General features: G+C 61.6%; 13 protein-coding genes. 8 read left to right on the top strand and 5 right to left on the bottom strand.

What is annotated here, in order from left to right; translation table 11 throughout:
- Positions 1-41: 41 nt before the first annotated feature.
- Entirely contained in the window at positions 42-638 is a 597-nt protein-coding gene (locus tag C8D72_RS00345; RefSeq protein ID WP_115852448.1) for a flavodoxin family protein, read from the bottom strand.
- 105 nt (positions 639-743) lie between these two features.
- On the opposite strand from C8D72_RS00345, the gene C8D72_RS00340 reads away from it, so the two are divergent.
- Positions 744-1,649 carry a LysR family transcriptional regulator gene (locus C8D72_RS00340; RefSeq protein WP_115852447.1) on the top strand — a complete coding sequence of 302 codons (906 nt, stop codon included), beginning with the start codon at positions 744-746 and terminating at the stop codon, positions 1,647-1,649.
- Between the two features lie 161 nt (positions 1,650-1,810).
- Here C8D72_RS00340 and C8D72_RS00335 read toward each other — a convergent pair whose 3' ends face one another.
- Together C8D72_RS00335 and C8D72_RS00330 are read right to left on the bottom strand one after the other, a co-directional pair.
- Positions 1,811-2,506, bottom strand: coding sequence for a glutathione S-transferase N-terminal domain-containing protein (locus tag C8D72_RS00335; RefSeq protein WP_115852446.1), 696 nt, complete (start codon positions 2,504-2,506; stop codon positions 1,811-1,813).
- Between the two features lie 115 nt (positions 2,507-2,621).
- Positions 2,622-3,983, bottom strand: a complete 1,362-nt coding sequence (locus C8D72_RS00330) for a Na+/H+ antiporter family protein (protein WP_115852445.1) — start codon at positions 3,981-3,983, stop codon at positions 2,622-2,624.
- A 217-nt stretch (positions 3,984-4,200) separates the two neighbouring features.
- Here C8D72_RS00330 and C8D72_RS00325 point away from each other — a divergent pair, with 217 nt between their 5' ends.
- The 3 genes from C8D72_RS00325 (at position 4,201) to C8D72_RS00315 (ending at position 7,077) form a co-directional block, all read left to right on the top strand.
- A complete protein-coding gene (locus C8D72_RS00325; protein ID WP_115852444.1) occupies positions 4,201-5,763 on the top strand; it encodes a bifunctional GNAT family N-acetyltransferase/carbon-nitrogen hydrolase family protein in 1,563 nt (520 codons plus the stop codon).
- A gap of 105 nt (positions 5,764-5,868) precedes the next feature.
- On the top strand, positions 5,869-6,078 hold the full coding sequence (locus tag C8D72_RS00320) for a hypothetical protein (RefSeq protein WP_115852443.1): 210 nt from the start codon (positions 5,869-5,871) through the stop codon (positions 6,076-6,078).
- Positions 6,079-6,255: 177 nt separating this feature from the next.
- Positions 6,256-7,077, top strand: coding sequence for a M90 family metallopeptidase (locus tag C8D72_RS00315; RefSeq protein ID WP_115853553.1), 822 nt, complete (start codon positions 6,256-6,258; stop codon positions 7,075-7,077).
- A 9-nt stretch (positions 7,078-7,086) separates the two neighbouring features.
- On the opposite strand, the gene C8D72_RS00310 is transcribed toward C8D72_RS00315, so the two are convergent.
- Positions 7,087-7,986, bottom strand: coding sequence for a LysR family transcriptional regulator (locus C8D72_RS00310; RefSeq protein ID WP_170140446.1), 900 nt, complete (start codon positions 7,984-7,986; stop codon positions 7,087-7,089).
- A gap of 103 nt (positions 7,987-8,089) precedes the next feature.
- Here C8D72_RS00310 and C8D72_RS00305 point away from each other — a divergent pair, with 103 nt between their 5' ends.
- From C8D72_RS00305 to C8D72_RS00295, 3 genes are all read left to right on the top strand, one after another.
- On the top strand, positions 8,090-8,527 hold the full coding sequence (locus C8D72_RS00305) for a DoxX family protein (RefSeq protein ID WP_115853552.1): 438 nt from the start codon (positions 8,090-8,092) through the stop codon (positions 8,525-8,527).
- 25 nt (positions 8,528-8,552) lie between these two features.
- Positions 8,553-9,386 carry a DODA-type extradiol aromatic ring-opening family dioxygenase gene (locus tag C8D72_RS00300; protein WP_115852441.1) on the top strand — a complete coding sequence of 278 codons (834 nt, stop codon included), beginning with the start codon at positions 8,553-8,555 and terminating at the stop codon, positions 9,384-9,386.
- 229 nt (positions 9,387-9,615) lie between these two features.
- Entirely contained in the window at positions 9,616-10,293 is a 678-nt protein-coding gene (locus C8D72_RS00295) for a TVP38/TMEM64 family protein (protein WP_115852440.1), read from the top strand.
- 20 nt (positions 10,294-10,313) lie between these two features.
- Here the strand turns inward: C8D72_RS00295 and C8D72_RS00290 are convergent, their stop codons facing one another.
- Positions 10,314-11,783 carry a glycosyltransferase gene (locus C8D72_RS00290; RefSeq protein WP_115852439.1) on the bottom strand — a complete coding sequence of 490 codons (1,470 nt, stop codon included), beginning with the start codon at positions 11,781-11,783 and terminating at the stop codon, positions 10,314-10,316.
- A 275-nt stretch (positions 11,784-12,058) separates the two neighbouring features.
- On the opposite strand from C8D72_RS00290, the gene C8D72_RS00285 reads away from it, so the two are divergent.
- Entirely contained in the window at positions 12,059-12,499 is a 441-nt protein-coding gene (locus C8D72_RS00285) for a hemerythrin domain-containing protein (protein ID WP_115852438.1), read from the top strand.
- Positions 12,500-12,508 lie beyond the last annotated feature (9 nt).

Genomic DNA, 12,508 nt, shown 5'->3' with positions numbered 1-12,508 from the left:
TCAGCATGACGCCGGGCCGACATCGCCGGCCCGAAGTGAGCTCAGAGGGGCTGAGACTTCCCGGCTCGAAACTGCCCGGCGATCAATGCGACCCGCGCGCCATACAGGCGAGCCGTTTCCAGATCACCCGGGGACATCTCTTCCGGCGACGCATCGGCAGGTGTCTGCGCCATGGGCGCGATATAGGCACCCATACGATTCAGGTCGTCGCGTTTCGACGCCTTGACGTTCGCCGGTTTGATATCCAGGCCAACCCATATCCCGGCGTGCTGCCCGGACAGCAGGACGAAATACTCAAGCGTGTTGAGCTTGTCGCCATTGATGCTCGCGCTGTTGGTGAAGCCGCCAAAGATCTTGTTGTGCCAGGTGCCTGCAAACCAGGGTCTGGAGGAGGCATCCGCGAATTTTTTGAACTGCCAGCTGGGGCCGCCCATATAGGTCGGCGAGCCGAAGACAATGGCATCAGCACCCGCGAGGGATGGCCATGCATCGTCGGCAATATTGCCCTCGGGGTCGATGGCCACCAATACAGCCCCCGTGCCTGCACCGTCGGCGACGGCCGCCGCCATGCGCGTGGTGTGGCCAAAGCCTGAGTGATAAACGATGACCGTTTGGACAGGAAGTGTAGCGGCGTTCATGGGTATTCCTTTATGGAGGCGTGGGCGACATGGAATACTCTACTGAGTCCAAAATGCGCTATAAATCATCCCGATCTGAACGCTCTGTTATCTGTAGGGTGAACAATGCCCAATCTCCAGGCCCTTTTGATTTTTGTCCGCGTGGCGGAAATGTTGAGTTTCACCCGTGCGGCGGAAAGTCTGGGCATCCAGAAGGGACGGGTGTCGACGGTGATTCGTGGGCTTGAGCGAGAGATGGGCACGGCCCTTTTGCATAGAACAACACGCAGCGTGCAATTGACCGAAGACGGTCGTGCTTTCCATGAACGCGCATGTGATCTACTGGCCGACGCTGAGGACATGCAGTCCATGTTCGCCAGCAGCGATACCCCTCTGCGGGGGAGACTACGCGTCGATATGCCGACCGAATTGGCAAAGACCGTCGTGATTCCCGCGCTGCCGCAACTGCTCGAGGCGAACCCCGAGCTGGCGCTTGAACTGTCCAGCACGGATCGCCGGGTCGATCTCGTTCAGGAAGGGTTCGATTGTGTCATCCGTATCGGGCCCATCGTTGACGACAGGCTGATCGCCCGCTCGCTGGGCAGGTTGAGAATGATGAACGCGGCGAGCCCCGGCTACCTGGCAAGGCATGGCCTACCGCAAACACTCGATGATCTGCTCAGCCAGGGGCACCGGATGGTTCACTACACGCCGACCCTCGGCGCCCGATGTGATGGGTGGGAATATCCGCAGGATAATGGCTATGCATCACTGGCACTGCCTGGGGCAATGCAGGTCAATAACGTGCAGACCTATCATGCGGCGGGCCTGGCAGGGGTTGGGCTGATTCAGGCCGGTTATCTGGCCCTTGCGCACCACATTGAAAGCGGCGACCTGGTAGAGGTTCTGCCCGATCTACGCCCCGAACCGCTGGCGGCATCGCTCGTGGTCGCGCATCGGCGCAACCTTTCCCCACGCGTCCGGGCTTTCATGATCTGGCTTGAGAGTGTATTGGAACCCTATTTTGATTAGCCGCTTGAGTGGGCAACCCTGGACCCGGGCACTTGTCTTGCCACAGCTGTTTGCAGGACGTTCTTGCCCTACGCTGACGTGACATCGACAAAATGTCATGAACAAAAGACCATAAAAAAGGGCCCCCATAAGGGAGCCCCTGCCTGTCCTGAACGCCTGGATCAGCGTGAAGCAGCGCGCGGTGCGTTACGGGCAAGCCCGCCGAACAGATCCAGCATGCGTTCGTGCCACTGCGCCACCGGGTCGTCGGACTTGAGCAGCGCGCCGTCATGGACCACATACGCCAGCATGAACATCCCGAATACCAGGTAGTCGGCACCCGCCGGATGATCACCATCAATGAAGGATGAGCCTTCAAGCTGGGCACGCAGCGGCGGCAGCGCCTTTTCCAGCATCTCAAGGCCCTGCTCGGTGTCCTGAAACTCTTCCAGGGTCATGCCAAAGCGCGCTTCCCGGCTTTCCCGGAAGTACGACTGATCCTTTGGATCGATGATCGAAAACACATCCACAATGGCGATTTTCATCAGCGCCGGGGCCAGTGTCGTCTCCGACCAGTGCTTGATAAAGCGGGCCCGCGAGCGCGCCATGTCATCACCGAACAGCGCAGGTCCGGGATATTTCTGATCCAGCCAGGTCATGATGTCGAAGCTGTCGGTGACGACTTCGTCATCTTCATCAACAATGACCGGCACCTTTCCCTGACCGGAAAAGGCAATGTCCTGAGTGTCGGTGAAATGCCAGGGCCGGGTTTCCAGCGTCAGCCCCTTGTGGCGCATGGCCAGCGCCGCGCGCCAGCAAAATGGAGAAAATCGCAGCGCCGTATCTTCACCACAAAGATCGTACATGATGCGTGCCATGCTTCCTCCTTATCCGTTGCGTGATCGACAGCCGCGCTGTCGCAGTACACCCCACTATAGCAGTCAGGGCGCACTGCACAGACGTTACGTCTTCAGACAGCGCTGCCCGCCGGACTCAGAGGATCATGGCGGCGATCCAGCCAAAGGCCATCAGCGGCAGGTTGTAGTGCACAAAGGTCGGGATCACCGAGTCGCGAATATGATCGTGCTGACCGTCGGCGGCCAGCCCCGAGGTTGGCCCCAGGGTGGAGTCCGAGGCCGGCGAGCCGGCATCACCTAGCGCCGCGGCCGTGCCCACCAGCGCTACCGTCGCCATGGGCGAGAACCCGAAACTCAGCGCCAGCGGTACGTAGAGCGAGGCGATGATCGGAATGGTCGAAAACGACGAGCCAATCCCCATGGTGATGAAAAGCCCGACCAGCAGCATGATCAGGGCGGCCAGTGCCTGGCTGCTGCCAAAGGTGTGAGCGCTCTGTACCAGCGCATCAATCTCGCCGGTGGCCTGCATGACGCTGGCAAACCCTGCCGCCGTGATCATGATAAAGCCGATGGTCGCCATCAGCCGCATGCCCTCGGTGAACACGCCATCCTGCTCGCGCCAGCGAAACACGCCGCCCAGCGAGAGCACCACAAAGCCTGCCAGCGCGCCCAGCACCATGGAATCCAGCCACAGCTGTACGGTAAGCGTGGCGGCAATCGACACCACCAGCGCGCCCCACTGCCAGGGTTTGAGCCGGGCGCGGGCATCGCCCTGGTCGGTGCCGCTCTCGGGCGCCGCCGCATCGGCCTGATGGGCCACGGCGCGATCCTCATAGCGACGCGGGCCGCGGTAGGTGACAAACACGGCCACCAGAAGCCCCACCAGCATGCCCGAAATGGGCAGGGCCATGGCCAGCGGCACCTGGCCGGCGGTAATCTCGAGCCCTGCGGCCTCACCGGCTGAATTGATATTGGCCAAAAGAATATCGTTGAGAAAGATGGCGCCAAAGCCCACCGGCAGCAGCATATAGGGCGCGGTAATACCGAAGGTGATCACGCAGGCCACCAGCCGCCGGTCGAGCTTCAAGCGGTTGAACACCGGCAGCAGCGGAATCACCACGATCGGGATAAAGGCGATGTGGACCGGCACCAGATTCTGCGAACACACCGCCGCTGCCAGCAGCGCCAGAATCAGCAGCACCTTGAGCGTTTCCGGTCGCGTGCGCTCACCGTCAAGAGCGCTGATAAAGCGTCGCGCCACGCCTTCGGTAATCCCCGAGCGCGCCAGCGCCACGGCAAAGGCACCCAGCGAGGCATAGGAGAGCGCGATACCGGCACCGTCGCCGATGCCGTCATTGAAGGCGTCAAGCACCTCGTGGACGGACAGACCGCTATAGAGACCACCGGACAGCGCGGCCACGATCAGGGCCGCCACGACCGGCACGCGCGCAAGGCTCAGGCCGACCATGACAAGAATGGAGATGACAATGGCATTCATTGACGCAGCAACCACAGGCAGAGAGTGAGGCCCGACCACAGCGGACCGGGATGGTTTTGGCCCCGTTCAAAAGGGCGCGCGCACTCTATCACAAACGCCTGCCCTGGAGCCGCCCCGGGCTTTGCATCACGTGCTGGATATCCCTTTCAGGTACTTCGGCCGCCCCATGCTAGACTGGCCGCTACCGTGACCGACGTTTTCTGGAGCAAGGATCGCCATGTCGATCGATGATCTACACCTCAATCTGCGCAATCTTGAAGTCGAGGATTACGCCAAACTCAAGGTGCTGATGGATGTCGTCTACAACGACATTGGCGGGGCCTGGGAAAAGCACACCATTGATCGCCTGATCGCCGAATTTCCCGACGGCCAGATTGTGATCGAGGATGAAGGCCGCATTGTGGGCGTCGCCCTGACCGTACTGGTCGACTATGAAACCTTCTCCAACCCGCACAAGTACGATGATCTGATCGGCAATCGCGAGATCATTCTCAACAACGCCAAGGGCGATGCCCTGTACGGCCTTGATGTGCTGATCGACCCGGCCTACCGCGGCTACCGCCTGGGCCGGCGCCTGTATGAAGCGCGCAAGGACCTGTGTCGCTCCATGAACCTGCGCGCCATCCTGGCCGGCGGGCGCATTCCCAACTATTTCGAGCATGCCGCCGAACTGTCGCCGACGCAGTACATCGACCAGGTGTCGCGCAAGGAGATCTACGACCCGATTCTCTCCTTCCAGCTGGCCAACGACTTCCTGGTCAAGCGGCTTTTGAAGAAGTACCTGCCCGAGGATGAGCGCTCACAGGGCTATGCCACCCTGCTTGAGTGGAACAATATTCTCTATGAGCCGGTGGCACGCGTGCTGGAGTCGCGCAAGACCCAGGTACGAGTGGGCGCCGTTCAGTGGCAGATGCGCGAGTTCGCCTCGGTCGAGCAGGTGCTGCAGCAGGTCGAGTTCTATGTCGATGCCATGGCCGACTACCAGAGCGACTTCGCCGTCTTTCCCGAGCTTTTCAACACGCCGCTGATGGGGCTGACCGATCAGTCCGATCAGATCAAGGCCATCCATTTTCTGGCCGGCTTTACCGAGCGTTTCAAGACCGAAATCTCGCGCATGGCGATCTCCTACAACATCAACATCATCGCCGGGTCGATGATGGAGGAAGACAGCGAGGGCAAGCTCTATAACGTCTCCTATCTCTGTCATCGTGACGGCAATATCGAGCGTCAGGCCAAGCTGCACATTACCCCGCAGGAGCGCCGCGACTGGGTGGTTGAAGGCGGCGACGAGCTGCGGGTATTCGAGACCGATGCCGGACGCGTGGGCATCCTGATCTGCTATGACGTCGAATTCCCCGAGCTGCCGCGCCTGCTGGCCGAGCAGGAGATGGATATCCTGTTCGTGCCGTTCTGGACCGACACCAAAAACAGCTACCTGCGTGTGCGCCACTGCAGCCAGGCCCGCGCGATCGAAAACGAGTGTTACGTGGTCGCCTGCGGCAGCGTCGGCAATGTGCCCTCGATCGAGAACCTGGATATCCAGTACGCCCAGTCCTCGGTCTTTTCACCCTCGGACTTCGCCTTCCCGCATGACGCCGTCATGTCCGAAACCACGCCCAATACCGAGATGGTGATGTTCTCCGATCTCGACCTGACGCGCCTGCGCGTGGTCAGAAGCGAGGGTTCGGTGACCAACCTGAAGGACCGGCGCAAGGACCTCTTTGATCTGCGCTGGCGTGACTGGTCATGGAAGTCGGGCGCCAACCCTGATTCCTATTGAGACAAATGGTTGTAAACTTTACGTTGTTTTTGCACGCCATTGTTCTAATCTTTTGCAAGGATTGGCAGGCATGCCTGCCAATTCTCCCATCAGCAGGAGGCGATGATGAAAAAGACGTTAATGACCGGGGCGACCCTTGCCCTCACGACACTGTGGCTCGGCGGCTGCGCCGGTGGACCTGACTGGCAAAAGCCGGATGGCACCTCGCAGCAGCTGCACTCCGACCAGGCCGATTGCCAGGTCATGGAAAACAAGGCCGACAACGATCAGACCTATGACGACTGCATGAAAGGCCGCGGTTGGACGCCCACCTGATGTTAGCCTGACGGATACGCCATCGCGTCTCGGGCCTCCCTTTGGGAGGCCCTTTTTCATGGGGCAACACGTCCAGCGCGGGATCTTCTCAACGTTGCAATGATCCCTGGAGCGTTCCTCTTCTATCATCACGACTATTATCATCATAACGATCAACAGGCTGTCTGCGAGGGGACCATGGGATGGTGGCAGGAGCAGAAATGGCAGCGTTGGCAGGCGCGCTACCCGTTACCCGATGCGGCATGGCGCAACGTCTGCACCACCCTGCCGCTGCTGGCCGGGCTGTCGGAGACCCTGCTGGCGCGCCTGGGGATGCGCAGCTGGCGCGTGCTTTTTGAGCTTCGCCTGTCACTGCCCCGCGAGGTCGAGTGGTCCATCGAGGCCCACCTTGAGATGGCCGCGCAGATCGCGCTGATGGGCCTGGGCTGGTCGGACCGTCAGGCACTCGAGGCGCTGGGGGACACCCGCGAGATCATCGTGGTGCCCGGCGCCTTTCGTCGCCACGTGCAGGAGCTTGATGACTTTGGTGTCATGCACGAGTTTGACGATGAGCGCGCCGGGGAAACCTCCTGGGGCGGCCCGGTCGTGCTGTCGCTGGAGGATATCGAGCGCTCGGGCGACTGGCAGGGCTTCAATGTCATCATTCACGAGTTTGCCCACAAGCTCGACATGACCGGCAACATGGCCGTCGATGGCCAGCCCGCCCTGCCGGCCCACATTGATCCAAAAACGTGGTACGACACCTTCATGCGCGCCTGGTGTGCCCTGCAGGACACGCTCGAGCGCGGCGAAGTACCGGCCATTGACGAGTACGCGGCCACACACCCCAGCGAGTTCTTTGCCGTGTGCTGCGAGTATTTTTTCAGTGCCCCGGATCTGCTCGAGGGCGTCTGGCCCGACCTTTACGCCCTGCTAGTGCGCTACTTCGACCAGAACCCGCTGGAACGCCTCCACACTCTGAAATCCGATCACAACGACGTCGCCAGGCCTTCGAGCTGACCGGAACCATTACCGGGACAGCGGATGGTCCTCAAACCACTGACGCAGATGATCGATCATGCTGCGAAGCCTGGGGGTCACCTGATCGCGATGGGCATACACGCAGTAAAGCCCCAGAACATCGTGATCATAATCCGGCAGGACACGCACCAGCTGCCCGCTGGCCAGCGCCTCATGAAGCAGAAAGTCGGGCTGTAACGTGATGCCCATGCCGGCAATGGCCATGTCCCGCAGCACTTCCCCGCTGTTGGCCGTCACGCCGGCCTGGGGTGTACCGCTGTGGTGGTTGGCGCCCCGTTTGAAATGCCAGCGCTGACCGTGACGGGCGTAGCGATAGTGCAGTCCCTGATGCGATGACAGCTCCCAGGGGTGCTGCGGTGCGCCCGCGCGCGCCAGATAGTCGGGCGAGGCACACAGCGTTAGATGAACGTCACCGATGCGGCGCGCCACCAGGCTGGAATCCTCCAGCGCACCGATGCGAAGCGCCATGTCAAAGCCCTCCTCGACCAGGTCCACCTGGCGGTCGCTGAGCACCAGCTCAAGCGTCACGGCGGGGAAATCCCTGCGATAGCGGGCCAGAATCGGCCCCAGATAGCGAATGCCAAAGGCGTGCGGCGCGCTGATACGAAGCCGGCCGGTCGGCAGGGCCTGATCGTTTTGCAGTTCACCTTCAAGCGTTGCCAGCTCGCGCACGATGGTTTCCCCGCGCGCGAGCACCTCCCGCCCGGCATCCGTCAGGCTCAACCGTCGGGTGGTGCGGTTGATCAGCCGCGCCCCGAAGCGCTGCTCCAGAAAGGCCACATGCTTGCTGACCGAGGAGCGCGACATCGACAAACGCTCGGCGGCACCGATAAAGGCGCCCTGCTGCGCCACCTCCATAAAGACCCTGAGGGCTGCTACCGTATCCATGATTGTTTCCGAATTGAAAACCAATACTCTCTGATTAGCATGTTTATCCTGCACGAGGAAGCAATCAAACTGCGCGCATTCAAACATTTCGGAGAATGCGCTTATGCAAACCACCTCTAGTGTCGCGGCTTCTGCCAGCACCCGCATCGCAGGTCACGATATTGCCACCCTGCTGCTGCGTCTGGCGCTGGGCACCATGTTCATCGCTCACGGCCTGACCAAGCTGCTGGTCTGGACTCTGGCAGGCACCGGGGAGTTTTTCGCCTCGATCGGGCTGCCGGCCTGGATGGCATGGCCCATCACCGGACTCGAGCTGGTCGGCGGGGCGCTCTTGATTCTGGGCGTTCGGGTACGCTGGGTAGCGTTGATCCTGGCCGCTGAACTGATCGGCGCCAGCATGCCGCACCTGGCCAATGGCTGGATGTTCACCGCCCCTGACGGCGGCTGGGAATATCCGGTATTTCTCGCTGTCACGGCACTGGCGCTGAGCCTGCTGGATGACGGCCGGCTGACCCTCTCTCGCCTTGTCCAACAGCGCTGACCCTTCAACGACCGGAGTCCATGACATGGCACAGGTTCTGTTCATTTCTCACGGTTCCCCCATGGAAGCGCTGCATCAGGGAGAGAGCGCCAGCGCCTGGCTCGCGCTGACCAGTCATCTCGAGCGTCCGGCGCGCATCGTGGTGGTGTCGGCACACTGGTCGAGCTTCCCCACTCGCCTGACAGGCAGCCAGCAGCCGGCAACGATGCATGACTTCAGCGGCTTCCCGGAATCGCTTTATGCACTTGACTATCCGGCACCCGGCCACCCGCAGCTGGCGCGTGAAATCGCCTGCCGGCTGAGCGCCGCCGGCCTGCAGTCCTGGATCGACCCCGGGCAGGGGCTGGATCATGGCATGTGGGTACCGCTGCGCCATCTTTATCCCGAGGCCGATATTCCCGTGGTCGGCATGTCCATCAGCGTCCGTCATGACCCAGACTGGCACTACCGCCTGGGCCGCCGGCTGGCGCAGGCGCTGGAAGACGATACGCTTTTGATCTGCTCGGGCAGCATCACCCATAACCTGAGCGATACCCGCGGTCCCGAGGAGGGCGTTTCGGGCTATGTAGACGCCTTCCAGAGCTGGATCAGCCACCGGATGGCTTCGCGCGATGACGCCACGCTGCTGGAGTATCGCCGCTGGGCACCGGGCGCGGTGCGCGCCCACCCCACCGAGGAGCACCTGCTGCCCCTGTTCGTGGCGCTGGGCGCAGGCGACAGCCGCGAGCCGCAGCGCTTTAATGCCGTCGTCTCGCATCAGGCGCTGGCCATGGATGCCTATCTGTTTGAGCGCGCGCCGATCGAGCATGCCTTTGAGACGCCGCGCCACGGACGCTCGCTGGTCAGCGTCGGGCGCTGAGCCCCTGCCAAACAGCCACCGCTTCGCCTCCGATGGCATGCCGAAAGGCATGCCACCGTCAGATCCCTTGACGCGGCATGGCCGGTTATCACCAGCGGCAACTGTGCCGATTGCGCCATCACGCACCCGCCCTGCCACACGATCCTGACATTATGATGACAACATCGGTTGATGCCCTGGCACGGCCTGACTAGACTCGTGGCCCTTATCGGCTGCGGACGACGTTGTCATGACCAGGCGTGTGTGGCTTGTCATTATTGTGATTGTGCTCATGGGAGCACTGGCCGGCTTCTGGCAATGGCTTGCCATGGGCGATGCCATCACGCCCGAGAAGCTTGAGCAGTGGCTGGGCGAGACCATGCGGCTGCGTGAATCCTGGTGGGCGCCACCGGCGTTGATGCTGACCTATACGATCGGCAGCCTGATCATGTTTCCGCTGACGATTCTGGTCGGGGCCACCGGTCTGATCTACGGCCCCTGGTGGGGGCTTTTCTATGCGCTGCTGGGCACCATGATGGCCTCCACGGCCACCTGGCTGCTGGGGCGGGGACTGGGCCGGGAACTGCTGACCCGCTACGGCGGTGATCGCATTCAGCGTCTGGCCGGTAGCGTCTCGCGCCACGGCATTCGCACCATGATCGTTTTCAACCTGCTGCCGCTGGCCCCCTTCACCTTTACCAACATGATCGCCGGCGCCTGTCGGATGCCTTACGGGATTTACATGATCGGGTCGGTCATCGGCATCGTGCCGGGACTGGCAGCCGTCACAGTGGCCGGCAGCCGGCTGGGCGAGCTGATCCGATCGCGCAGTCTGGACGATCTTGTCTGGCTGGTTGTGGCGGTGGTGGGCGTGGTCGTGCTGGGGCTTTTTTTCCGGTGGGTCTCACGACACCGACAGCGCATCTGAGCACTGCCGGTGCCGCGCTATCAGGACTTGTCGCCGTTGGCGTGCGACACGTTGCTCTCGAGATCATCCCTGAGCTGCATCAGGGTGACCTCATCGGGGGTGATCGAGGTGCTGGCACTGGGGCGCAGATCATGCCCGCGACTCATCGGGGTCAGACTGCCCTCGACCAGCGGCACCCGCTGGCCGGTGGGTGGGGCCGGGCGCATGCGCGGCGCCACCCGCTTTGAGCCACCAAAGACGCGGCGCAGCACCGTGCCGCGGTGACACAAAAGATTCCACTCCGCCTCGAGACGCCCCCGGGCCTGCTCCCAGGTCGTCTGATCGCTGTCCGACTGCGACACCCGTGTCCGGTGCGCTGCCAATAGCCCCTGATAGACCGCCAGACACTGATCGGCGCACTTGCAGGTATCAAAGTCCTTCGCCGTGGCAATCGCCCCCTCCCGCAGGCTCTGGCAGTACGTCGAGTCCGAAAGCCTTCCCAGCGCCCGGGCAAATGCCTGCTCGTCCTGTTCCGGCAGCAACAGACCGTTGCGCTCGTGGGAAAGCACCTCGCGCACGCCGGTGGCATCGAGGGCCACCACCGGCAGCCCGGCCGCCATCGCCTCGACCACGACCATACCCTGGGTTTCACTGAAGGAGGCAAAGGCGAAACTGTCCATGGCGTGATAGGCATCGATCAGCGATTGCTCCTTGAGCACACCGGTCAGATGGACCCGATCACCCACGCCCATCTGATGGGCCTGGGTCAGTATCGCATCACGCTCATCGCCGTCGCCGACCACCATGAAGTGCATGTCGGGATGCTCGCTCAACGCCCGACAGACGCTGCGGGTAAGAAACGGCAGATTTTTCTCCTGCGCCAGTCGCCCGATATGACCAACGATATGGGCATGCTCGGCAATGCCAAAGTGCTCGCGCCAGTGCGCGCGGTTACCCTCGGCAAAACGCTCGATATCCACGCCGCTGGGCACTACCTCCAGCGCGGTCTGAACCCCGCGTTCGCGCAAAATGGTGCGGATGCTGTCACTGGGCGCGATCACGGTGTCACAGAGTTCGGAGTAGCCGTTGGACAGTGCCAGCGCAAAGCGCTGCATGACCGGCGAGTTGCCCGGTACATAATGGGTGTAGTGCTCATAGAGCGTGTGATGGGTAAACACCAGCGGCAGCCCGCGCCCCTGGGCGACGCGCACCGCCGTATCCCCCAGCAGAAAGGGGTGATTGGAGTGCACGATATCGGGTGCGAACGCCCGGATGGCGTCATCGAGCGAGCCGGGTATCGTCACCGGCAGGGAAAAATCACTGCCGTTAAAGCGCTGCATGGCAGGCACGCGGATGACATCGGTCTCCGTCTCGGGCTGGCCATTGAGCGTGGGCGCCACGACCAGTACCCGGTGACCGGACGCCCTGAAACATTCAACGAATCGCTGCACGGATTCGCTGACACCCCCCACGATCGGGCTATAGGTGTTGGTGAACATCAAAATGTTCAAGCCATTCCTCCTGGTGCTGGCCTGCAAAAGGGCCGACAGCTGCACCTGACAAACCTGGTTACGCAAACGTGTCGAAGGACTCGACACCATGCGCGCATTATAGCCGACGAAGTTTATCAGAGCTGCACGGGGGCGGGCATTCCGAAGCGCCGGGAACTACACTGCAGGCGGCATCGCTGACAGCGGATAATATGGATTATAAAACACGATGCCCGGCACCCTGACTGCCGCGATAACGACCTGACATGCCGACCGTTTGACTGAGGAGTCACCCCATGAGCACCATTTTTGAAGAGATCCGCAAGGACCACGACACCCAGCGCACGCTGCTGGATCTGCTGGTCAAGACCCACGGTGACAGCGACGGCCGCGAAGAGCTTTTCGAGCGCGTCAAAAAAGCCCTGCAAACGCATGAAACCGCCGAGGAGCGCTATTTCTACAACCCGCTGATGGCTTATGACAACGGCATCGGCAAATCTCGCCACGGCATTGCCGAGCACCACGAAATGGATGAAGTCATCGAGCAGATGGAAAGCACCGATTTCAGCTCGCCGGCCTGGCTGGGCTATGCCAAAAAGCTTCAGGACATGGCGCTGCATCACTTTGAAGATGAAGAGCAGCAGTTTTTCATCTCCGCCGGCCAGAAGTTTGAAGACGACGAGAAAACGCGTCTGGGGCAGGAGTACCGCAGCGAGATGGAGCGTCTGAACAGCTGATTCATGCGG

It is taken from the genome of Kushneria indalinina DSM 14324 (genome assembly GCF_003385845.1).
GTDB classification, from domain to species: Bacteria; Pseudomonadota; Gammaproteobacteria; order Pseudomonadales; family Halomonadaceae; genus Kushneria; species Kushneria indalinina.
Note: the sequence above shows the minus strand (reverse complement) of the source record. Positions and strands in the feature narration are given on the sequence as shown.